This window comes from Yersinia alsatica (assembly GCF_025133195.1).
In the GTDB taxonomy this organism is placed as follows: Bacteria; Pseudomonadota; Gammaproteobacteria; order Enterobacterales; family Enterobacteriaceae; genus Yersinia; species Yersinia alsatica.
The window spans coordinates 4,416,431-4,438,667 of sequence record NZ_CP104006.1; the positions used below are offsets into that span (position 1 = coordinate 4,416,431).

A 22,237-nucleotide genomic window follows, 5' to 3' on the forward strand; every position below is an offset into this window, starting at 1 on the left:
GTCGCTTAAAGAGATATATCGCCCTCTCTGGCATGGAGAGGGCAAAATTCAAGGAAGCAATTAGCTCAAATATTTACACAAATATGAAGATGCCTCAGCAACTTGCAGGTTAAATTCACTTTCCCCAGGGATGTAGAAAGTTTCGCCTGGCTTAAAGACTTCCCAACCTGATGAACCAGGAATCAGTACTTTTAGGCTACCGGTGATCACTGTCATCTCTTCCGCTTTAGCCGTACTGAATGTGTACTCGCCCTTTTCCATCACCCCAACGCTAGCTTGCCCAATGCTGTCACTGTCAAAACCAATAGATTTCACTTTCCCGGTAAAATACTCATTAAATTTCAGCATAGTTTTTGCACCCGCGTCTTAATCAAGATTGAGCTTTCATATTAGAGTCACTGTAAACGCTCTGTCACTGATTATTATGGTGAATTGGGATCATAACCGGATTCACCGGCAAAGTTGCCGAGAAAGCGTACGATTTTCAGGCAACGGACAGATTTTTCGACCCAGAAAAGAGGCTATTCGGGTAAAACCATCAATAGCAAACACCTTCACAACATAGGTGAAGGTTCATGGGCAAGAAGCGAGTAAGGGGAATTAGAGGTTACGTAAAATATACAGCGCCAGCGACGTTTCAAAAACCACAATCAAAATTGACCAGAAAGCAGGCATAAAATTGGTGTGTTGGTGGATAAATAATTTGAAGGTTTTCATCGGCCCGCCTTGAATGGCCTTGCCTTGAGTGGCATGAGTCAACGTAAATGATTTACGTCAAAATGATTACGTAGGTTATCATTATACGCTTCGTACAATTATCGGGCAATCAGATGGGCTAATTATTCATCCTACAAATAGAAACACCCCGCTACTTCACTTTCTCATCAGATAAAATCTGCAAAATATGTTCAACCACCTCTTCTGGCGACTGAGTTGCATCCAATACATGGTGAGCAACCTCTTGATATAACGCCTCTCGGCTCGCCAACACGTCCAGCATTTCCTCAACAATAGGTTTACCAGTAAGACTTGGTCGCTGGGCATCTTCTGGATCTTCTGCTAACCGCCCAGCCAGCACATTGGCAGAGGCCCGCAGATAAATAACCAGCCCATGATTGCGCATAAAAATACGATTATCTTGAGACAATACTGCGCCACCACCGGTTGCTACCACAGTTTTAGCGGCAGTTACGGTCTGTAAGGCCATACTTTCCCGCAAGCGAAAACCATCCCATCCCTCACGGGCGACAAGCTCAGCAACACTGGACTGCAAGGTTTGCTGCATAAATAGGTCGGTATCAATAAACCGATACCTCAACGCTTGCGCCAACGCTTTCCCTATTGTTGTCTTACCCGCACCGCGCGCACCTACCATGAAGATAGTCTGTGTCATTACTTGAAAGTCCTTTCGCATCAACTTCTGAGGATAAATTCTCGCCATCAAGAAACCGGCCACCCTTGTTGACCGGTTAAACAGGATTAACTTCCAGCTCCAGGCTGTAGATGCAAATCATACCTATAATTGAGAGTAGTGCAAACTTTACAGTCATGTAAAATTAACTATACACCAAGTATGAATGATATTGCATCACCATCCGGCTCACGGCATTAATCAGTATCGATTGATAACCCTAATTAGAAATCGACACTAGCCCGCAGAACAAACTGTCGAGGTTCTCCAACAGCAACCCGTAAATTGCCACCACTAGAAGGATAATAGGTTTTATCAAAGATATTTTTCACATTGAGCTGCCATTTCACCCGATAATTATTAATGGGTAATGAATATGAGATGAAAGCATCAGCTACGGTGTAATCATCTAAGGTAAAACTATTAGCAGCATCACCCGCACGCCGCCCGACATATCGTGCACCAGCGCCAACGCGCAAATCATCACCGCCCTGCCACCCCGTAGAGCCCAATGCCTGCGCCAAGAATAATGATGCGCTATTTCGGGCGACATTAGCCATTTGATTACCTTTATTATCAGGATCTTCCGTCACTCTGGCATCGGTATAAGCATAGGTCGCTATTGCACTTAAGCTGTCAGTCAATTGCCCAGCCACATCAAATTCTACCCCTTGCGAACGTACTCGACCCGCAGTTCGAGTCACTGTTTCACCGTTAACTAACTCATTCACCATGACATTACGCTTAGCAATATCAAACAGTGCCAGTGTGCCGGTAACCCCATTGACTAACTCGACCTTACTACCCATTTCCCAAGATTGCCCCTGCTCCGGTGGCAATGAATCTATCTGTGTGGCGATAGAGGAATTAGGCTTGAAGGACTCACTGTAGCTGGCGTAAAGAGAGACTTCTGGCGTCAGTTTATAAACCACGCCAGTTCGTGGAATCAATTTGCTGTCAGAGCTATCGGTATTAGTGATGAAAGGCCGGCCTTTACCCGCGAAAACATCAAAATGATCGTAACGTAAACCTGCCAGTACAATCCATTTATCCGTCAACTCAACAGAATCTTGCATAAACCAGCCATAACTTTTCAGGTTTTCGCGCTGGTCGCTGTCTTTGGCACTGACTGCGGTCGAGGTTGGCATCAAACCGTATATCGGATGGTAGATATTGAAATTTGAGTTCTTTTTACCACGAATCATATCGCCACGATATGTACGGTTATCTTCATAATCGAAACCAAACAGCATCTGATGGCCCATTCCTGCCAAATCAAGGTCGCCATTCAGTGTCATCTGCACCGCCTGGGCCCGGCTAACAGCACTGGCTGTCGAGTCAGCCTGTCGACTCAATACGCCGGTAACGGGATCAAGTAACAACGCGCGGGCCTGATTATCACTATAACGATTGCGGTTGTACGCATAGGTCAGTGAGCTCTTCCAGTTATCATTAAGCACCTGATCCACTTGCAGCGTGATATTGTCCTGATCACCCCGAGTCGCGTTATAGGGCTCATCGAAACGACGATCTCGTGGAGTATCAACTGGCTTCCCTGTGCGGCTATCAATAATTGTGCCGCGATCGAAGGGAGTGAGATACTCCATATGCTCATAAGCCAGCCGCACCGCGGTCGTTTCACCAAACCACATAACCGAGGGCGCGACTACCGTTTGGCGGTTACGACCAAAGTTGCGCCAGTAATCGGTTTCATCATGATCAACAATCATTCGATAAGCAAAGCCGGATTGGCCGAGCGGGCCGGTGACATCCAACTGACCGCCGCCCCCTTTAAAACTGGTGCCCCAACCTTCAATATGAGTTTGCTGCACTAGCTGTGGTTTCTTGGTAATCATGTTGATTACCCCACCCGGTTCCCCCATGCCATATAGCATCGATGCCGGGCCTTTAAGAACTTCAACCCGCTCCGTAGTTGGCGTAAAATTACGTGCCTGCGCCGAGCGAACACCATCACGCAGAATGGAACCATCGCGGTTATCACCAAATCCACGTTTTATAATGGCATCCTGAGTGCCGCCTAATGTATTCGACTGTGTAATCCCACTGACGTTATATAAGGCTTCGTCAATATTTCTAACCGCCTGATCGCGCAGTACTTGCCGTGGCACAACATTGACTGCCTGCGGTACATTCAACAGATTGGTATTAGTGCGAGTGCCGGTCACCGAAGTTGTCGGCTGATAGCTTTGGGTATCGGCTTCGCGCTGCTGACCCACGACCACGATTTTGGTTTTTTCTTCGCTATTTTTATCTGCTGTAAGATCGTCTGCGCCATGGGCGACCGACCCCATTGCAAGCATAGGCAGGCTGCACCAGTAAGCATGCTGGCGCTTAATTATTTTCATTCTTGAACTGACTCCAATAAATCCCTGAGAAAGGTAACGGCAAAAATTGTTGATATAATTGTTGGAATGTTTGTTGGGGATTGATGTCGGCAAAGAGCTGTGGATAAAACGCCTTGGCAAACATTTCTACTGCTACGACGTGATAAGGGCTAAGGTAAAAGTTGTGCCAAATACTGTAGGCACGCCCTTGAGCCACCGCGTCGAGGTGAGAAAGAATAGGTTGGTCTGATAACAGTTGCTGAAAGCTGCGCTGTGCTTGTTCAGCATTAACTAATGGCCCCAGCTGTAAGCTGGAAAAACGCTTGCCTGTTGGCCCCGCCATGCCAGTGGCAATATAGATATCCGGATTCGCTTGCAGCACGTTTTCAGGATTCAGCTCACCATAAACGCTATTAATACGTGAAGCAGCAATATTATCGCCACCAGCAAAAGCAATTAGATCGCCAAGATTGCCTTTGGAGGCCGTGGTACAGCAGCTTTCCCGTCGCCCAAGGTGTAAATGCAGCATAACGGTCGGTTTTCGCCCTTGATGCTGTGCCAGGCGTTGTTGAATTAGCTGCATATGTTGCTGATAAAAATTAATAAATTGCTCAGCACGATCCTGACGATTAAGCACTTCGCCTAATAATTTAATACTGGGGACCGTGTGATTTAGCAAATCGATCCGCAGATCCACATAGATAACCGGAATACCCGCTTTAGTTAAACCCGCCAGTGTTCCATCATCCCCTTCAGCACGGGCAAATCGTGGCAAAATAATCAGATCGGGTTGTAACTGGATCAGTCGCTCAACGTTTATCTGACGAATATTTCCACTGCCAATTATTGGGATTTGAGCGATTTCAGGAAATTGCTGGGTATAAAGCTGCCAGCTTTGTGCATCGAAACGCTCAAGATCTGCGGGCCAACCAATCACGCGCTGTGCTGGATTTCCAGGCTCCAATAATGCCAGCGTATATAACATCCGGCTTTCACCCAGAATAATACGCTGTGGGTTATCCGGTACGTTGACCTGACGCCCCAGAATATCAGTAACAGTTTTTGTCAGCCCATCGAATGAGACAATCAGCAGACAGAAAACCAATAGAGCTTGAAAATGGCGCATTCACTTCACACAATCAGAAAAAAACAATCGCGCATGATAATCATTATCATTGGTATTTTCAATTGAATTGGTTATGTGTTTGGATAAGTCAGAAGAATTTCTGAAAGAGGCCGCCAAGCTTGTCTGGGATAGATACTGAGCTAATAAGCCTCTGGTAAACCAGAGGTTATAGCACAGCGAACAGAAGTGTATTGAGCCTTAGCGAGGCTGACAAATATAGACTAATGCTGGAGGGAAATTGCGCACCACCCGTATTTTTTTCCACGTAAAATAGCGGGATAATAAGGGTTCGGAAAGGTGGCTGTATTGGAACAGGACCAAAACCCCATGGTTTGCACGTAAGCGCTGCTGGGCCTGTTGTAATATCTTGATGCTGATCTTGGTTGGGATCGACAGCAGTGGTAGGCAACAAAATACGGCATCGTAATCTTGATCCAACTGCTCAGCTGACCGGAACGCGACCTGCAAGCGCGAGTCGTTTATCTGGTGTAATGCGTGTGCGAAATGTGGCTGAATCTCATACGCCTGTAAGCGGGAGTTCTCCGACATATGTGACAAAATACGCTTTGTCAGCACCCCATCAGCAGCACCTAACTCAGCAATATTAAGGTCTTGTCTCCAATCGACCTGATTTAACATCGCCTGACACAACCAAGGCGAAGAAGGAGCCAATGTGCCAACAGTACGGGGGGAGGCAATAAAGCGCTGCAAATAAGAGAACTGACTTTTAAAATTACGCCGGACAGTGTTTAACATAGCCGCTCCTCGGAAACCCGGATGGACTACAATAACACCTTATATTCCTGAAGTTATCATTAAGATTGCTCTAAGAGTTAATTATTTTCGGCAGATAAATAGAAAAAAACTGACTGTATGGATATGAACAATATTGAAATAAGCAAGCGCAATATAACAATGACGCGCTATTGTCATATTGCGCTAGTGATCAATATTAATACTGTATCTAACTGTTTCATTAATTATCACTTATTGTGACAAATCAATGATAAATCTCAGCACTGGCACTGTAGTCACTGGAGTCTCCAGGGTTACTCATGCCAATAATCCGGTAGTGGCCTGCGCCATCAGCGGTAGCTTTCGCGTTAAGTGCTGATTCCACATCCATCGGAGAACCACTGATATTGGAAAGAGAAATCACACCCATACTTTGTAACTTAGTTGCTTGTTCTGGGCTGACTTCTTGTGCAGCCATAGTGGCGAATGAAGCAGTAGCAATAAGTGCAGCAGCGATGACAGGTAATAGTTTCATAATGTGCTCCAACTGACAGGTTATATGTAATGTCTTTGTGAAGTTAATTATGGGTGGGGCAATGCAAGGGGACGTAATGCTGTGTAAAGAAAATCAATCATTGTGGATGGAATAAGGAGGAAATAAATATATTTATGTCACAAGAAAAATGAACAGAAAATACTAAAGTGCGGACGGATGTATATTACCAACACCGCCCACATTAATAAATACTCAGTTACGCTTTGCAACAATCATCATAATATCGCTGGTAAATGAACCATCAGCTTGAATCTCATAATGATTAATCACACTATCAGAGGCTGATTTTTGCAGTTCACGGATCGCGATAGCGAAATATTCTGGTGTGCGCATTCTGGCAATCCAACTACTGAACTCCAAATGCAGTCTATCGGAGGTCACTTCATTAATGACCAACCCAGCATCAGTAAACAGCGCTAGCCATTCACCCGGGGCGTAATTTCGTACATGTGAGGTATCACGTAAAACTTCCACCGTTTGTAGATAAATATCTAACACTGGATGACCGGGGGAGACCACATCCATAAAAATAACTTTGCCGCCGGGACGTAATACCCGCTTAACTTCGCGTAAAGCCTGACCAACATCGTGCCAGTGATGAGCAGAGTACCGGCTAATGACAATATCAAAACTCTGATCATCAAACGGCAATGACTCAGCGAGGCCTTGTTTCACCTCTATATTAGTCAGTTTTTTATCCGCTGCCGCTTGGCTAACCACTTGCAGCATTTGCGCTGAAAGATCATAAGAAACTACTGACTTAACCACCGCCGCAGCAGTAAAACTGGCATGTCCGGCACCACATCCGAGATCGAGTAAACGGGCATCGCCATGAGGTTGCAGTAGTGTTGTCAGGCGCTGTAAATCCTTACCCTGAGCATGGACCGCACTGGTTAAATAAGCATTGGCCTGATCACCAAACTGCCTTTCAACTGCATCTTTATGGCTATTTTGTGTTGTCATTACATCCCCGTTTATAGTTAACCTTATGATTTACTTTATGTATCTTATTTCCTGCAAAACGTTAATATGTTTATCTTGAACTCAATTCACTATATACCCAAAGTCATTGAAGTTATAGATAGACTGAAATATCTCAATAGTGCAATTTTATTAAGGAAAATATCATGGTAACACTCCGAGCAATGTGTTCTGAGGAGCTCGCCGATTATCGGAATTTATTTATCGCAGAATATGCACAGGATTTATCATCCAATAGTGGTTATAGCCACGAGCAAGCCGTGGAGCATGCGACACACAGCTTTGATGGCTATCTACCGCAAGGTATTAATAGCCCAAATGACCACTTATATTGTATCGAAAATAAAGCCGACTCGGGCCAAGAGCAACGGGTTGGTTATTTATGGTATGGCTTGGCTGAAAATGACAGTGCAGCCTTTATTAAAGATTTCTACGTGTTACCACAGTATCAGCGCAAAGGTTATGGTTCATCCTGTTTACAGGAATTGGAAAAGCGGTTGGTTGAACAGGGTATATTTGAGATAAAACTGCGAGTTGCGGCCGATAATCCACAAGCCAAAAGATTGTATGAGCAAATGGCATTCGTCGTGACGGGGTTTAATATGTCCAAATCGTTCAAGCCGGCGGACAAATCATCATAGAGATAAAAGCAATATTCGGAAGGCGCTTACAGAGTTGCAAACGAAAAGAAGCAAAAGGCTGAAAATCGGACGAACAGTTCATCAGGTACTATTCCTGCTGTTCCTCTGATAAATCAGGCTAATCGGCGTGTTAGTTTTGGCTTAAACCATTTTATCATCGCCCATCTGTTGCAGTTGATCTTTATAGGATTTCACTTTCTGGCGTTTCTTCATCCAGATAGAAAATGACACCACAAAAATCCCACCAGCCAAGGTTAATACACCCAATTCATGCTGATAAAACAACATAATAACAAAATAGACAGCAGAAATAATTGCTACCCATTTAGCCGTATGACCAATAGAGTTTTTCTCATCAGTCAAACGGCGGATACTCTCTTCTTCGCTGATCCCCATACTTAATCCTCCTTAGTGACAAGCTTATAATATTGGGGCAGTTGCATGATAATTCAACATATTTTTCAGCTTTTATTTTGTTCAGTCCAGATAGCGCTGATTGACTATCCATTTTATTTCACATTGCGGCGATGATCGCCGCTGTAGTAGCAATAATGAGTATAAATAAAATTAGGATATACCTTCAAAGATTACAGGCTGTCTTGAAATTTTCTCGCTTTGGCTGTTTGCTGCTTTTCCAGTTCAAAGATGGCACGCTGCAATCCCTTTTCTTGGATTGGGCTTAAACGAGGAAATTTAAAACTCAAGCGCTGTACGGTAAGCGTTTCACCTTTGTTATTCACAACCTGCTTATCGATCGCCCGGATAAACTGCAAATCCAGTTTAAAAATACCAAAACCACATAAATCAACCGCGACATCACGCAGAATGCCACACCCCTGGACCGGGAATTCACTGCCTTTTACTGCATACAACCCCATTCCGCCCAAAGAGACATCAGCCAAGGTATAGGAAAATTTACTGCCATCTGCGAATTTCCCTGAGCAGTAATAAGCTGGCCACTGAGGGATATTTACGCGGAAATACTCTCGACGTTGGATGAAGTAAAGGTTTTCTGGAATAGCGGTGCTAAAGGCGGGTAATGATAAATATTTTATCTCTTTCAGATGATTACAGGTGAACTCGATTTTTGCACCGGTAGGTTCTGCAATAACAGTCAGTTGGTTGGCAGCAAGAGCCGAGATATTCTCATGAGCTACGCTACCAAAATCAAAAATAAACTGATTAGTTTCAGGTACGACATCCAAGATACGGCTAATAAATTGCCCACGGGCATGAATCACCATCACTGCGGTATCGTTCTTCTTTAAATCACGAAGAATTGCACAGATCGCTAATTTATTGGTTTTTACAAAATTCTCTTTAGACGCTTCGCTCACCTGCCATTCCCCATCTTTAATTTATTGCTCTGGCTAGCCAGACTATTATTAAAAAGCATATAAATATCAGACATTGTTATCGGCAGGTGGCGACAATACTTTAATTATTCTTTTATAAACTGTGCGTCTAACTCACCGCTACAGACCAGAGCGGTGTTTAGTCAGAGCTAGTTCAGCGTCCAATAGGATTTATTAGCCTCGATTAGATCATCTAAAATCAACTTTGCAACTTTTGCACTCGGAATGGTTTTAGATAATGTCAGTGCTTGCCACAGCTTTTGGTAAGATTTTTCAACCCAAGCATCAACAACCAACTTTTCTACCGCATGTTGCTGATACAGCAACCCACGCTGGAAGGTAGGAATATCGCCAATAGCTAATGGCTCAACCCCTTCAGTTCCAACCAAACAAGGCACTTCAACCATAGCATCGTCATCAAAGTTACTGATAGCGCCTTTATTAGGCACAATCAGCAACATACGGCGCTTAGTATTAAATGCAATGGCCTGTGCTAAATCAACAATATAAGACGCATGCTCATCAATCTTAAGTTGAGTATTTACCGCACTGCCCTCCGCAATAATTTTACGACACTCATCAAAAACAAATTTTTCCCGGCCTTCCATCACTTCATTTGCTCGTGAGTGATCCGGTGAGGCGTGCGCCACCATATCATCGCCATACAGATAATATTGCAAATAGGTATTCGGGAAGCTACTGGGATCTAATGCGAAGCTATCACGGGCTTTGGCAAAAGTTTCACTCCAGCTTATTTCCTCTTTACCTTCACCTTGCTCATCAGCATAACCATATTGCCGTACATGTTCTGCCAGTCGCGGCATTAAATCCTCGCCGGTGACCTTATCACGCACAGAATTCCACCAACCAAAATGGTTAAGGCCGTAATAGCGGGTTTCCAAATCTGCCGCCGAAGGATAGTGCAGTATTTTTGCCATTGCCTCTTCAATACTGATAGGCATATCACAAATATGATAAATACGTGCTGTTGGCCGTAAGCGCCGTGTTGCTTCAGCAACAATAGCCGCCGGGTTAGAGTAATTTAGCATCCAAGCCTTTGGCGAATATTCCGTCATATAATCAAGAATCTCCAGCACACCGCCAATGGATCGCATGCCATAAGCAATCCCACCAGCCCCACAGGTTTCCTGCCCAACACAGCCATATTTCATTGGGATTTTTTCGTCTTTTTCACGCATCGGCAGTTTACCTTGCCGAATATGCGCCATCACGAAATCAACACCACTAAAAGCGACTTTAGGGTCTGTGGTATAGGAGAATTTTATTCCGCTGGATTGTTCACGCAGAATAATTTCACAGGCTTTAGCCACAACTTCCTGCCGCGGCCCGTCATTGTCATACAGTTTTATTTCCGAAATAGGGAAACGATGTAAATTATCCAACAGCATAAGAATAATGCCATGGGTATAGGTTGAACCACCACCAGCAATCAAAATGGATGATTTCTTCATCTAAAAAACTCCTTAATTCATCAACTCTGCAAATTGTTCATAAATATGCGTCACATTGTTGCCAACAATCACCTGCACATCATTGCCATTTTTATAAACTTCAATCGCGGAATAGGCCTTAAATGCTGTGCTCGGTTGAACTCGGCTAATATCTTTTACAACTAATCTTAAGCGGGTAAAGCAGTGGGTGAAGCTGGCGATATTGTCTTTCCCACCAGCAGCCTCTAAATAAGCGCTGGCGCGTTGTTGGAATTCATTCCCTTGATTGTCACCTTTTTGTTTGTAGTCTTGCTTTGAATAAAGCTTGAGATCGCTATCTTCGCGGCCCAAGGTTTTGAAGTTAAATTTGAGAATTAAAATACGGAATATCAGGAAATAGACACCACTGAATATGAGACCGACAATAATCTGAGTAATCATCACATTGGCATGGTTACTGAACATTGGAATCCAGTTTTGCGTCGCCCACTCAAGAATCCCGGAACCAAAGTTCCCCACCACACCCAAGCTATACATGACGACTGTCATGGTGGCGGAAAGCATGGCATGAACCACAAACAGTGCCGGAGCAATAAATAGGAAGGTGAAATCTAGCGGCTCAGTAATACCGATAAACATGCTGGTAATGGTTGCAGGGATCAGTAACCCGGCAACTTTGGCTTTATTTTCCGGTTTCGCCGTACTGTATATCGCCAAGGCCATACCTAAACCACCAAATACCGCCCCATTCCCCTGCATAGCAAAACCACCGGCTGGGAAAAGTTGTTTTAGCGGCTCAGTGGATTGACTGAATTCTTGTAAATGAGTCAACCAGTACAATGTAGTGCCGCCGGGTACCGCAACATCGGTATATTGGAAAGGACTATAAACAAAATGGTGCAGACCTGTAGGTAATAAGATCTTTTCCAAGAAGATATAGCACCAGATACCCAAATTACCGGCATGCAAAATAAAGCCTTGTAATGAAATCATACCTAACTGCACTTTTGGCCATAACATCAGTGTAATGAAGGCCAGCGGCAACATAACAATGAAGCCGAGGATATTAACGAAAGCGGCTCCCTGAAAAATACTAATATAGTCAGGTAGTTTGGTGGAGTAATAGCGGTTGTGTATCCAAGTGACCAAACTGCCACATAAGATGGCGCCAATCACACTGGTATCCAGTGTCTTAATCCCGCCAATGGTTGCCAACCCGCTGGTACCACCAGTTTCTTGCGCAAAATTAACGCCCCAATGTGCACCCCATACTTCACACATTGCACCAAGAAAGGCATTAAAGGTCAGGTAAGTAATTAAAGAAACCAGACAAGCAGAAGCCGGTGCTTTATTGGCTAATTTTATCGGTAAGCCGACAGCAAACAGTAGTCCCATATTGTTAAATACAGTCCAACCACCGGATTCAATAATTTTCATTAATTGGAAAAATAAACTATCTGGACTGGCAAAGGTGGGATTTTGCAACACCAGCGATATGCCAACGACCATCCCAGCAAAAGGGAAAAGTAGCACCGCACCGAGCATTGCCCCGCCAAATCTATTAAACGAACTAAACATGATCGTTTCCCTCGTGAGTATCAACAATCATCACTCTATGGAATCGCCCGTTTATGACCTGACGATTGATAAAAATTTGTGATCGGGACTGCATTAAATCGCCAAACAGATTTGTATATTATTCAGTCTAAAATTAGACATTTAAGCTATTTTTTATACTGGGTAAATTTTAATAATTAATTATCAATAGATTAAAAAATTATTCGTGATAAACATCACCCTCAAAATAGGTATAAAAATGGTATATAAAAATCTAGTCACCAATATCCGAAAGTTAATAAATCATCAGGATATTTCTGTCGGTGACTGCTTGCCGTCTGAAATTCAGCTAGCTGAGCGTTTTGGCGCATCACGGATGACGGTCAGAAAAGCATTGGATGTTTTAATTCAGGATGGCTTGTTGGAACGACAGCAAGGTCGGGGAACATTTATTATCGGAAAAGATCTTAAACATGATAATAATCATCTGAACAGTTTTACCGAACATATGAAAATGCTGGGTAAAACCCCTCATACTGAAGTATCTGAATTCAAAATTATCAGAGCACCGCAAGCGATAGCCAGCCAGTTGAATATTCAACCAGATGACAAAACTTATTATATCAAGCGATTACGCTACGCTGATAAACAGATTATTCAGATAGAGGAGAGTTATCTACCGGTCGCTCTGATGCCCGATTTAACTTACCATCACCTTGAATCATCAAAGTATGACTTTATTGAGAAACACGCTCATTACCAAATAGAAGGTTGCCGACAGACATTTTTACCTATTGTGGCCAGCCAAGAGTTTGCTCTACAACTTCATTGCGACCCGCGTACCCTATTGCTGCAATTATTAGCCGTATCCAATACAACTGATGGGGTGATTGTGGATTTTTCGGTGATTACCTTTAATCCGGTAGATTACAAAATTAGTTACTATCTTAAGCGCCACCCTCTCGATTAAATGATGGGGTGGTGCATTAATCTCTATCTCGCCGGATTAATGCACCAGAGCTATATTGAACTGATTAAATTGCTATTAATCCTAGCCAGGCAGTAAGCTCCCTAAGCCAATAAACAGACCAGCAATAGTGGCGCTCATCAGGTTAGATAATGTTGCCGCCAGTAATGCACGGAACCCTAAGCGAGCAATTTCAGATGCCCTTTCTGGTGCCACAGCACTGAATGCCCCGACCACAACAGCAATTGAGCCAAAGTTGGCAAAACCGCACAGTGCAAAAGAGATAACTGCAATGGTTTTGACATCCAATGTGCCAATTGTCTCTTTCAAATAAGGGGAGAAACTCAGATAAGCGACGAATTCATTAATGGCTAGCTTCTGGCCGATAAAGCCGCCTGCCAGTGAGGCATGCTCCCAAGACACGCCCATAATATAAGCCAAAGGTGAGAACACATAGCCAAGGATGCTTTCCAGACTCAGATGCTCAAAACCAAATAGGCCGCCGATGCCACCAATAATACCGTTAATTAATGCAATCAACGCCACAAAGGCCATCACTACAGTGGCTACCCCTACCGCTATTTTCAATCCCAACATCGCGCCATTCGCCGCCGCCTCGATAATACTGGCAGGACGTTTATCACTGAAGGTCATTTCATTAAATTCTACTTTTGACTCTTCCGTTGCAGGGCTGATAATTCGTGCAAATAGTATCCCGCCGGGGATCGCCATCAATGACGCGGCCAACAAATATTCAATAGGCACCCCAAGGCCAGCATATCCCACCAACATAGAGCCGGCGATGGATGCCATACCGCTACAAATCACGGTGAATAACTCATTGCTGTTCATCTTATTAATAAAGGGCTTTACCACTGCGGGTATTTCATTCTGACCAAGGAAAATGGTTGTTACTGCCGCAAATGACTCTACCTTGCTGATACCCAGTAATTTTTGAAATATAGAACCAAGAATATTTATCAACCAGCCCATAATGCCAAGATAATAAAGAATAGAAATTAGCGAAGTGATGAAAATAATGGCAGGTAACACATGGAAAGCGAAAACAAATCCTGCACCATCAAATAGCTCATTCATTTTTGGGCTAACTAAGCCGCCAAAAATAAATGCGCTACCTGCATCACTATAAGAAATAACTCGATTCACAGCATTAGCGATAGAGGAGATAAACCACTTGCCAGCGGGGACATAAAGCATGACCGCACCTAGTGTGATTTGCAGCAATAACGCTGCCCCCACCGTTCTTAATCTTATTTTTCTTTTGTTTACCGAGAAAATATAGGCGATAAGCAATAAAATGCACATCCCCGCCAAACTACGCAATAAATCCATAAATCCCCCGAAGTATTTATAATAAGCCCATGCTCGAAAAGGTGCCCCTTGGACAACAAATGTGTCAGGGCACCTCAAGGATATGAGCTATTATTTAGCAACTGTAATAAGGACACTATTTAAGGCGTATTACCGTTCTACAAATTAAATAATACTCTGGTATGAACAGGCGATTTTCGCTGCTAATTTCGCATTATTAAATACCAGTTGGATATTGGCATTTAAACTGTCGCCACCGGTTAATTCAGCAACTCGGGCCAGCAAGAATGGTGTACTTTCCTTGCCGATAATCCCTTGCTCTTCTGATTCTCTAACTGCCTGTTCAATAGCGGCATTGATCATATTTTCTGATAGTGCATATTGTTCAGGAATTGGATTGGCAACCACCATTCCTCCGCGTAGCCCCATACCCCATTTGGCATTCATTGCCGCCGCAATTTGTTCAGCACTGTCTAATGTAATACTGACCTCAAATGGACTGGTTCGGCAAAAGAATGCCGGTAGTGAGCGAGTTTGATAGCCAATGACTGGAACACCGTTGGTTTCCAGATATTCAGTGGTTAAGCCTAAATCTAGAATAGATTTCGCGCCCGCACATACGACGGTGACATTGGTTTTTGCCAGTTCCTGTAGATCCGCGGAAATATCAAAGGTGGTTGCTGCACCACGGTGCACCCCGCCAATACCGCCGGTGGCAAAGACCTTAATCTTGGCCATTTCCGCAATAATCATGGTAGAAGCCACTGTTGTTGCACCATGCTGTCCATTAGCAACCACAAAAGGTAAATCGCGGCGGCTAACTTTCATAATGCTGTGGCCTTCTTTGCCCAGCAATTCTATTTCATCTCTCGATAAGCCCGCTTTCATCCGGCCATTTATAACCGCAATAGTGGCAGGAACTGCGCCATTTTCACGAATTTTCTGTTCAACCAGTAAGGCTGTTTCTACGTTTTGTGGATAAGGCATCCCATGAGAAATAATGGTAGATTCCAATGCCACCACGGCTTTATTTTGCGCCAAGGCCTGCGCAACTTCCGGTGAAATATCTAAGTAAGATTGTGCCATTGCATTATTTTTCATGGTTGTAATTCCAATAGTTTTTTAACACTGCCATTTGACAGATTAGGGTTATTGGTCAGTTCCGAAGAGAGTGTTAATGCTGAACAGCCTTGAGCAAAACGAATACTCTCAGCAAATTCCATATCATCCAGCCAGCAACTTGCCAGTCCTGACATCATGGCGTCTCCGGCACCGGTCACATTTACAATGTTGATATTCAGTGGCAGCGACCAGCCAGTCTGTCCGTCAACTTCGCTGAAATAAACGCCATCTTTCCCCATACTTAGCGCCAGGCGTTGGACACCCTGCTGATGGAACCAGCTCGCGACTGCCGGAATATCATTGTGGCTGTTAATCTTCATGCCACTGAGTATTTCCGCCTCCAGACGATTAGGTTTCAAGGTATGAATATGAGATAGCCAATTTTTAATTCTGGGGGCTTTAAATGCTGAGACAGTATCTACGAATACCGGGACATTACCGGCATTGGTAAATATCCATGAAAGGGACTCTTCCGTTAAATTACAATCAACCACTAATATTCCAGCGTGCTGAATTAATTCCTTGGTGGTGGCCAATAATGAGGGTGTGAGTTTTTCTAAAATGCGCATGTCATTAATTGCCACCAACATTTCACCACTATTATCCAGTAATGAAACATAGGTTGAGGTGTTTTCCCCATGCAGGCTGTGGCAGTTACTGACATTGACACCAGCCCGCTTGGCTTCATCAATCAGGGTAGCACCATAAAAATCATCACCGACAACAGAGATCAAATGACATTCTTTGCCCAATAACGCGATATTCTCGGCAATATTTCGCCCTACACCACCCGGCGTACATTTTATTTTTCCCGGATTAGAGTCTTCATAAATAAGCTTACTGGCGGCATAACCACAAACATCCATATTGACCGAACCAATCACCACCACGTAGCTGTGCTCAGATAATATATATCCTTTCCCTTTGATATAGCCTTTCTGCATCAGATTCATAATGTGACCGGCAACACCCGAGCGACTAATGCCTAGAATATCGGCAATTTCTTGCTGGGGGATCAATGGATCTCGTCTCAGAAGCTGCAATATTTGTTTTTCTCGGCTGGTCATAATGGACACTTGTTTGTTTTTAAACATGTGTCTGTTTTATTATTTTGATTAAATAGAGTAAAGCGTATTTTATTAATCTGTTTCAAAGTTGGGATAGCGATCGTAAGCGTGTTTTCAAGCAGTTACAGTGCATTTTTTGTGAGGTCACTCAAGGAATCTCTCTAATTAAAATGTGTTTAAATAGCAAGATTCCTAATGGCAGGATATTGAGCTAAAAATAAAGATAGAGAATCAACGAGATAACAGTCTAGAAGGAAATAACCAAACAAGTGTTGGGTTGTCTATTTTTCAGGAACTAAAATGATGAATGAGGATAAAGGCGTTTCATCGAATAATGATCTATTTCACACTTAATTAGATTTATTTCATTACTTTTTATGTGGGAAAGTGATGCATAAAAAAAATAAAGCGACATTAGCGCAGAGCCAATGTCGCTTTAATATGCCTATTTCGATACCCAGTAGGTATTTTAATAAGGTGGGTTAGCTAGCTGCGCACTAAATCATCGCCATAGCCAATCCACTTATAAGTCGTCAATGCATCTAGCCCCATTGGGCCACGGGCATGGAGTTTTTGCGTACTGACCGCCACTTCTGCACCCAAGCCAAATTGGCCGCCATCGGTGAAACGCGTGCTGGCATTAACATAAACCGCCGACGAATCAACCGCGCGGACAAAATGCTCGGCGCTACTGAGTGAGCGAGTCAGAATGGCGTCAGAATGGCTGGTACCATGTGCGCGGATATGACCAATGGCGGCATCAATATCGGCAACAATATCCACATTAAGATCCAGCGATAGCCATTCATCATCATAATCAGCCGCTTCTACTGCCACGACTTTAGCTTTACCTTCCGCTAAGTACGGCATCGCTTGTGGGCTGGCATGCAGTGTCACACCAAGGGCGTGCATTTTAGCACTCAGCACCGGCAAGAACTGCTTGGCGATGGCCTGATGAACCAGTAATGTTTCCAGTGAGTTACAGGCACTTGGCCGCTGAACTTTAGCATTTTCAATAACCAATAGTGCCTTTTCGAAATCAGCACTTTCATCGACAAAAGTATGACAAACACCGATACCGCCAGTAATGACCGGGATCGTTGATTGCTCGCGGCACAGTTTATGTAAGCCAGCTCCGCCCCGGGGAATCAACATATCAACGTAGTTGTCCATCCGCAGTAATTGATTGACCAACTCGCGATCCGGGCTTTCAATCGCCTGCACTGCCGCTGCGGGTAAACCGCACTGTTCCAGTGCCTGTTGAATCACTTTCACTGTTGCCTGATTGGTATGGTGAGTCTCTTTACCGCCACGCAAAATAACGGCGTTGCCGGTCTTAAGACATAGGCTAGCCACATCAATCGTTACATTAGGGCGAGCTTCATAAATGACACCAATCACTCCCAAAGGAACACGGCGGCGTTCCAATTTTAAGCCGCTGTCGAGCAGACTCCCATCAATCACCCGGCCTACCGGGTCATTCAGGCGGCATACCTGACGCACATCATGAGCAATCGCCGCCAGACGTGCCGGGCTAAGCAACAGCCGATCAAGCAGCGCTTCACTCATACCACTGTCACGCGCGACCTTCATATCTTGTTCATTAGCCTGCAAAATAGTCTGACTTTCAGACTCCAGCAGATTAGCCATCACGGCCAGCGCCTGATTTTTCTTCGCGGTGCTCAGCATCGCCAATTGCCAGGAAGCCTGTTTTGCGGCTTTCCCCATCTGTTCCAACATGTTCATGCTTGCTCCTTAGCTGACAATCATATCGTCACGATGGACTGCCACCGGGCCATATTCATATCCGAGGATTTCACTGATTTGTTGCGAATGGTGCCCCGCCAGCAGGCGTAAGGCATCACTATTGTAGCGCGACACACCATGGGCCAGGTCGCGCCCACTGAGATTGCGAATACGGATCACTTCGCCGCGCGAGAAATTCCCTTTTACATCACGGATGCCTTTTGGCAACAGCGAGCTACCCCGCTCCATAATAGCGGCAACCGCACCATCATCGACGGTAATTTCACCGGCTGGCGGAGCACCGAAAATCCAGCGTTTGCGGTTTTCCAGTGGTGTTTCCAGTGCATGGAATCGAGTGCCTACTGGCGTTCCCTCAATGACATCAGCAATGACACCCACTTGACTGCCTGCGGCGATGACCACATCAATACCCGCACGGCACGCGACATCCGCGGCTTGCAATTTGGTCGCCATGCCGCCAGTACCAAGGCCAGAAACACTGTCGCCCGCAATCTCGCGCAAAGCATCATCAATACCATGCACTTCACGGATTAATTCTGCTTCAGGATTATTTCGCGGATCGGCGGTGTATAAACCCGCCTGATCAGTCAGTAATAGCAGCTTATCAGCACCGGCAAGGATCGCCGCCAGTGCCGAAAGATTATCGTTATCGCCGACTTTTATTTCAGCGGTAGCCACAGCATCATTTTCATTGATAACCGGGACGATGCGGTTATCCAACAAAGCATTCATAGTGTCGCGGGCGTTGAGGAACCGTTCACGATCTTCTAAATCAGCGCGAGTCAGCAGCATCTGCCCCACATGGATGCCATAGATAGAAAACAGTTGTTCCCAAAGCTGAATCAGCCGACTTTGCCCGACTGCCGCTAATAGCTGCTTCGAGGCTATGGTGGCGGGTAATTCAGGGTAACCCAAGTGTTCACGCCCAGCGGCAATCGCCCCGGAGGTAACAATAACAATACGATGACCTTTTGCGTGTTGCTGGGCACATTGACGCACCAGTTCAACAATATGGGCACGGTTAAGACGACGGGAGCCGCCAGTCAGAACACTCGTTCCCAATTTCACAACCAATGTCTGGCTGCCACTCATAATTTTTCTGCCATTGAGATGAATAAAAGAAATGATTCAGGGATCGTTTTAGCAGGCGCGAGGCATTATGCCAACAGGCATGACAAGAAATTCCCCTTTTTATTGTGCTAAAGGGGAATTTCTCTTCTTATATTGCTTATTAATAAATATATTTTAGGCGGATAGCTTAACAGGTTGGTCGCTAAAGTCCTGCGCGGGCTCCAGCCTCATTTCGATCGATGTCAGCATATCGGCAAGGCGCTTATGGAAACCACGCAAAGTGGTCTCCAGCTTCTCTTGTACTTCAGGATCTTTAATCTTTTCCGCTTTCCAGTTGCCATCTTTATTAAACAGGCCGAGCTGGTAAACATAGGTGAAATGGTCAGTCGCTGGTTCCAGCTCTATCCACCATCCCCAGAACTCACGCTTCTCTGGAGCCAGCTTCACATTGACGCACACAGCTAAACAATCAAAAAAGAACCGGTCGTTCTGGCACTGCCCTTCACGCAGGTATGGCCCTAAAGCTGCAAAACGTTTCATAAGCTTGCTTTTAGGATGAGCACTGGTTGACGTCATTCTTAAATCTCCTTATGTAGACGCACCTTTTTAGCAAACTGTTAAAAATTAGCAACTCATTAACGCATTTTATCTTCTAACCACTGGCTGGTTTGCAATAATGCACGATGGAAATTGTCATACAGTGGTGTTGATGGTATAGCCAACAGTTTGCCGTCAGCAGAAGAAGAACAAATGAGCTTGGATTCTTCTTTCGGGCTAAAAGGATCATTTTCCCAAAAACCTGCCAGCATCGGTGTTTGGCAACGCCGCCCCAACAACCCCTGAGTTTTCAGCGAGTAACGGTTCATTTCTGCTCTAAGGATTTCATCTGATGCATCTGCCATACCCAAGCGGCTAGCCATCACATCCATATACATATCCGGCACTTTGCGCTGGCTATCTGCATTACACAAAAGATGATGAACAATCGGCCCAAGGCAAGCAACAGCTCGCACACGCTGCGGCTCCAGATACCCCAAACGTACCGCGACATTGGCACCAAAACGGAAACCAAATGCACTGACGCGTTGATGGTCTACCCACGGAATATCCGGCAGCGCATGTAGCACCTGCTGATGGAGGAAGCTGGTGTCCTGGGTGAGTTTCCAACGAGAAGAGGCCCCAACAGAGGGCATGTCGATGGTCAACATGGCTATCCCTTTAGGTGCCAGATAGTCACGGAACAGACGATGATAATCACTTTGTAAGGTATCCAGCCCACCGCAAATCAGTACCGTTGGGAACGGTGCACTGCCCTCTGTTGGCATATGCAGGAACCCCGAGAGAGTACCGCCATCTGAAAGAGTAAAATTCAGTTCTTTTAAGGTATAAGCCAGATGATGAGCAGCCTCTTCATAAGCCCGGTTAGACAACACCTCGACTTGCTCGGCCAACTCATCCCCTTTTAGGTGTGGGTAGCCAGCAATACTGTATAAATTGGCCGCATTCAGCCAATACTGACCGGCATTCATTGGGTCGGCTTCTTCCATGGCTTTTTTCTGCCATTGCATCCCCTGCTGGGCCCACTCATAAATCCAGTTACCATTGCGGTAGCCCACCACGGTATCCAGCAATTCGTTATCACTATGTTCTGCTTTCGAGCAGGCAATACGTGACAATACCTCTTCGATTTCCAATGGATCGACACCGCGCCAAGTCCAGATTAAGCGGTTGATCATACGATACCAATGGCTGGCGGTGTCGCCATCCAGTGCCGAGTGAACACTCATAGGATGGTTACAATGAGCATGCCGCACTAAAGTTGAGGTTTCAGGGTGCTTGAATTTTGGTTTAAACAGAATTTCAGAAAGGTTGGCTTGTGCCATGATAACAATAGCCTCCATAAGCCGTCGGGCCCGTCAAGGGCTGATCAGATGGGGACAAGTGTACTCATACTGCGGGGAAAATGAAACGCCCGGTGTCATTGAGGTACATCGGGCGCTCTGAAGCTTGCTAGATTACTTGCTGCTCAGTGGGGCAACGAAAGTTACCGCCATATCCCATGGCTGTTCAATCCATGTGTTCTGAGGAATATCAACTACATAGTCATCAACTAATGGGCGACCAGCAGGTTTAGCAAAAATTGTGACAAAATGTGCTTTCGGATACATATCGCGAATCGCTTTCGCGGTGCCACCGGTATCAACCAGATCATCAATCACGATGAAACCTTCACCGTCGCCTTCTGCGCGCTTTAAGACTTTAAGATCACGTTGATTATCATGGTCATAGCTAGAGATGCAAACGGTGTCTACATAACGAATACCCAGCTCACGCGCCAGAATACCAGCCGGTACCAACCCACCACGGCTCACCGCGATGATACCTTTCCATTGCTCGGCTGGCAGTAAACGCTGTGCCAGTTTGCGGGCGTGAATTTGCAACATATCCCAGGTAACGACGTATTTTTCGCTCATAAAGTGTAATCCCAGCCAGTATAGAAGTGGCTTGCCATGTATCAGAAGGGGAAAAAAGGTTGCGCGAGATTATAGAGAGCCAGCCGGATAAAAACCAGCAATTATCTGGCTAATTAATCAGGTTAGACGCAGTAATTGTGCTGCGGTACGCGCGTAACGCTAATGAAAGTGATATTCTCAAACTATCTCGCCATCTTGATGGCGGTTTGTCACTACCCCTAAAATCTTTAGTCATCAACCCAATAGCATCTTTGACAGCTCCTTTGTGAGTTGCCGGTA

21 protein-coding genes are annotated in these 22,237 nt (G+C 44.9%); 2 read left to right on the forward strand and 19 right to left on the reverse strand.

The window, feature by feature from the left end; translation table 11 throughout:
- Nucleotides 1-60: 60 nt before the first annotated feature.
- The 7 genes from ppnP to N0H69_RS20005 form a co-directional block, all read right to left on the reverse strand.
- The gene (gene ppnP, locus N0H69_RS19975; RefSeq protein WP_050110038.1) at nucleotides 61-348 is read right to left on the reverse strand and encodes a pyrimidine/purine nucleoside phosphorylase; all 288 of its coding nucleotides are present in this window, start codon (nucleotides 346-348) and stop codon (nucleotides 61-63) included.
- Between the two features lie 520 nt (nucleotides 349-868).
- Nucleotides 869-1,393, reverse strand: a complete 525-nt coding sequence (gene aroL / locus N0H69_RS19980) for a shikimate kinase AroL (protein WP_050110039.1) — start codon at nucleotides 1,391-1,393, stop codon at nucleotides 869-871.
- A 242-nt stretch (nucleotides 1,394-1,635) separates the two neighbouring features.
- Nucleotides 1,636-3,777 carry a TonB-dependent siderophore receptor gene (locus N0H69_RS19985; RefSeq protein ID WP_050152419.1) on the reverse strand — a complete coding sequence of 714 codons (2,142 nt, stop codon included), beginning with the start codon at nucleotides 3,775-3,777 and terminating at the stop codon, nucleotides 1,636-1,638.
- Nucleotides 3,764-4,882 (reverse strand): ABC transporter substrate-binding protein, encoded by a 1,119-nt coding sequence (locus N0H69_RS19990; protein ID WP_050110041.1) that lies wholly within the window; start codon nucleotides 4,880-4,882, stop codon nucleotides 3,764-3,766. Before N0H69_RS19990 ends, N0H69_RS19985 begins: the two co-directional genes overlap by 14 nt.
- A 198-nt stretch (nucleotides 4,883-5,080) precedes the next feature.
- Nucleotides 5,081-5,638: a class I SAM-dependent methyltransferase gene (locus tag N0H69_RS19995; protein ID WP_050110042.1), complete on the reverse strand. Its 558-nt coding sequence runs from the start codon at nucleotides 5,636-5,638 to the stop codon at nucleotides 5,081-5,083.
- 244 nt (nucleotides 5,639-5,882) lie between these two features.
- Nucleotides 5,883-6,152, reverse strand: a complete 270-nt coding sequence (locus N0H69_RS20000; RefSeq protein WP_050110043.1) for a YdgH/BhsA/McbA-like domain containing protein — start codon at nucleotides 6,150-6,152, stop codon at nucleotides 5,883-5,885.
- 213 nt (nucleotides 6,153-6,365) lie between these two features.
- Nucleotides 6,366-7,136, reverse strand: a complete 771-nt coding sequence (locus tag N0H69_RS20005; RefSeq protein WP_050152420.1) for a class I SAM-dependent methyltransferase — start codon at nucleotides 7,134-7,136, stop codon at nucleotides 6,366-6,368.
- 164 nt (nucleotides 7,137-7,300) lie between these two features.
- Here N0H69_RS20005 and N0H69_RS20010 point away from each other — a divergent pair, with 164 nt between their 5' ends.
- Nucleotides 7,301-7,795 carry a GNAT family N-acetyltransferase gene (locus tag N0H69_RS20010; RefSeq protein ID WP_050152421.1) on the forward strand — a complete coding sequence of 165 codons (495 nt, stop codon included), beginning with the start codon at nucleotides 7,301-7,303 and terminating at the stop codon, nucleotides 7,793-7,795.
- Between the two features lie 141 nt (nucleotides 7,796-7,936).
- Here the strand turns inward: N0H69_RS20010 and N0H69_RS20015 are convergent, their stop codons facing one another.
- The 4 genes from N0H69_RS20015 to N0H69_RS20030 form a co-directional block, all read right to left on the reverse strand.
- Nucleotides 7,937-8,191: a hypothetical protein gene (locus N0H69_RS20015; protein WP_050110046.1), complete on the reverse strand. Its 255-nt coding sequence runs from the start codon at nucleotides 8,189-8,191 to the stop codon at nucleotides 7,937-7,939.
- A 191-nt stretch (nucleotides 8,192-8,382) separates the two neighbouring features.
- A complete protein-coding gene (locus N0H69_RS20020) occupies nucleotides 8,383-9,132 on the reverse strand; it encodes a flagellar brake protein (protein ID WP_050110047.1) in 750 nt (249 codons plus the stop codon).
- A 167-nt stretch (nucleotides 9,133-9,299) separates the two neighbouring features.
- Entirely contained in the window at nucleotides 9,300-10,622 is a 1,323-nt protein-coding gene (locus tag N0H69_RS20025; RefSeq protein ID WP_050122609.1) for a 6-phospho-alpha-glucosidase, read from the reverse strand.
- Nucleotides 10,623-10,634: 12 nt separating this feature from the next.
- A complete protein-coding gene (locus N0H69_RS20030) occupies nucleotides 10,635-12,179 on the reverse strand; it encodes an alpha-glucoside-specific PTS transporter subunit IIBC (RefSeq protein WP_050110049.1) in 1,545 nt (514 codons plus the stop codon).
- 238 nt (nucleotides 12,180-12,417) lie between these two features.
- Between N0H69_RS20030 and N0H69_RS20035 the strand changes: the two genes are divergently transcribed.
- Complete coding sequence (locus N0H69_RS20035; RefSeq protein WP_050110050.1) at nucleotides 12,418-13,128, forward strand: GntR family transcriptional regulator; 711 nt, start codon at nucleotides 12,418-12,420, stop codon at nucleotides 13,126-13,128.
- Nucleotides 13,129-13,209: 81 nt separating this feature from the next.
- Here the strand turns inward: N0H69_RS20035 and N0H69_RS20040 are convergent, their stop codons facing one another.
- From N0H69_RS20040 to gpt, 8 genes are all read right to left on the reverse strand, one after another.
- Entirely contained in the window at nucleotides 13,210-14,478 is a 1,269-nt protein-coding gene (locus N0H69_RS20040; RefSeq protein WP_050110051.1) for a NupC/NupG family nucleoside CNT transporter, read from the reverse strand.
- A gap of 144 nt (nucleotides 14,479-14,622) precedes the next feature.
- A complete protein-coding gene (locus N0H69_RS20045) occupies nucleotides 14,623-15,558 on the reverse strand; it encodes a pseudouridine-5'-phosphate glycosidase (protein WP_050152422.1) in 936 nt (311 codons plus the stop codon).
- The gene (locus N0H69_RS20050) at nucleotides 15,555-16,673 is read right to left on the reverse strand and encodes a PfkB family carbohydrate kinase (protein WP_050110053.1); all 1,119 of its coding nucleotides are present in this window, start codon (nucleotides 16,671-16,673) and stop codon (nucleotides 15,555-15,557) included. Before N0H69_RS20050 ends, N0H69_RS20045 begins: the two co-directional genes overlap by 4 nt.
- 459 nt (nucleotides 16,674-17,132) lie before the next feature.
- Complete coding sequence (gene proA, locus N0H69_RS20055; protein WP_050152436.1) at nucleotides 17,133-18,386, reverse strand: glutamate-5-semialdehyde dehydrogenase; 1,254 nt, start codon at nucleotides 18,384-18,386, stop codon at nucleotides 17,133-17,135.
- Nucleotides 18,387-18,401: 15 nt separating this feature from the next.
- Complete coding sequence (proB, locus tag N0H69_RS20060) at nucleotides 18,402-19,505, reverse strand: glutamate 5-kinase (RefSeq protein ID WP_050101676.1); 1,104 nt, start codon at nucleotides 19,503-19,505, stop codon at nucleotides 18,402-18,404.
- A gap of 153 nt (nucleotides 19,506-19,658) precedes the next feature.
- Complete coding sequence (gene crl / locus N0H69_RS20065) at nucleotides 19,659-20,060, reverse strand: sigma factor-binding protein Crl (protein WP_050110054.1); 402 nt, start codon at nucleotides 20,058-20,060, stop codon at nucleotides 19,659-19,661.
- A 59-nt stretch (nucleotides 20,061-20,119) separates the two neighbouring features.
- The gene (frsA, locus tag N0H69_RS20070) at nucleotides 20,120-21,367 is read right to left on the reverse strand and encodes an esterase FrsA (RefSeq protein ID WP_050110055.1); all 1,248 of its coding nucleotides are present in this window, start codon (nucleotides 21,365-21,367) and stop codon (nucleotides 20,120-20,122) included.
- Nucleotides 21,368-21,499: 132 nt separating this feature from the next.
- Complete coding sequence (gene gpt / locus N0H69_RS20075; protein ID WP_004707460.1) at nucleotides 21,500-21,958, reverse strand: xanthine phosphoribosyltransferase; 459 nt, start codon at nucleotides 21,956-21,958, stop codon at nucleotides 21,500-21,502.
- Between the last annotated feature and the right edge of the window lie 279 nt (nucleotides 21,959-22,237).

Excerpts from the sequence above, each read along its gene's own strand:
- N0H69_RS19995 (WP_050110042.1), bottom strand. The coding sequence starts at position 5,638 with ATGTTAAACACTGTCCGGCGTAATTTTAAAAGTCAGTTCTCTTATTTG.
- ppnP (WP_050110038.1), bottom strand. The coding sequence starts at position 348 with ATGCTGAAATTTAATGAGTATTTTACCGGGAAAGTGAAATCTATTGGT.
- N0H69_RS20030 (WP_050110049.1), bottom strand. The coding sequence starts at position 12,179 with ATGTTTAGTTCGTTTAATAGATTTGGCGGGGCAATGCTCGGTGCGGTG.
- N0H69_RS20050 (WP_050110053.1), bottom strand. The coding sequence starts at position 16,673 with ATGTTTAAAAACAAACAAGTGTCCATTATGACCAGCCGAGAAAAACAA.
- N0H69_RS20045 (WP_050152422.1), bottom strand. The coding sequence starts at position 15,558 with ATGAAAAATAATGCAATGGCACAATCTTACTTAGATATTTCACCGGAA.
- aroL (WP_050110039.1), bottom strand. The coding sequence starts at position 1,393 with ATGACACAGACTATCTTCATGGTAGGTGCGCGCGGTGCGGGTAAGACA.
- N0H69_RS20015 (WP_050110046.1), bottom strand. The coding sequence starts at position 8,191 with ATGGGGATCAGCGAAGAAGAGAGTATCCGCCGTTTGACTGATGAGAAA.
- N0H69_RS19985 (WP_050152419.1), bottom strand. The coding sequence starts at position 3,777 with ATGAAAATAATTAAGCGCCAGCATGCTTACTGGTGCAGCCTGCCTATG.
- proB (WP_050101676.1), bottom strand. The coding sequence starts at position 19,505 with ATGAGTGGCAGCCAGACATTGGTTGTGAAATTGGGAACGAGTGTTCTG.
- N0H69_RS20005 (WP_050152420.1), bottom strand. The coding sequence starts at position 7,136 with ATGACAACACAAAATAGCCATAAAGATGCAGTTGAAAGGCAGTTTGGT.
- N0H69_RS19990 (WP_050110041.1), bottom strand. The coding sequence starts at position 4,882 with ATGCGCCATTTTCAAGCTCTATTGGTTTTCTGTCTGCTGATTGTCTCA.
- gpt (WP_004707460.1), bottom strand. The coding sequence starts at position 21,958 with ATGAGCGAAAAATACGTCGTTACCTGGGATATGTTGCAAATTCACGCC.
- N0H69_RS20000 (WP_050110043.1), bottom strand. The coding sequence starts at position 6,152 with ATGAAACTATTACCTGTCATCGCTGCTGCACTTATTGCTACTGCTTCA.
- frsA (WP_050110055.1), bottom strand. The coding sequence starts at position 21,367 with ATGGCACAAGCCAACCTTTCTGAAATTCTGTTTAAACCAAAATTCAAG.
- N0H69_RS20035 (WP_050110050.1), top strand. The coding sequence starts at position 12,418 with ATGGTATATAAAAATCTAGTCACCAATATCCGAAAGTTAATAAATCAT.
- N0H69_RS20025 (WP_050122609.1), bottom strand. The coding sequence starts at position 10,622 with ATGAAGAAATCATCCATTTTGATTGCTGGTGGTGGTTCAACCTATACC.
- crl (WP_050110054.1), bottom strand. The coding sequence starts at position 20,060 with ATGACGTCAACCAGTGCTCATCCTAAAAGCAAGCTTATGAAACGTTTT.
- N0H69_RS20040 (WP_050110051.1), bottom strand. The coding sequence starts at position 14,478 with ATGGATTTATTGCGTAGTTTGGCGGGGATGTGCATTTTATTGCTTATC.
- proA (WP_050152436.1), bottom strand. The coding sequence starts at position 18,386 with ATGTTGGAACAGATGGGGAAAGCCGCAAAACAGGCTTCCTGGCAATTG.
- N0H69_RS20010 (WP_050152421.1), top strand. The coding sequence starts at position 7,301 with ATGGTAACACTCCGAGCAATGTGTTCTGAGGAGCTCGCCGATTATCGG.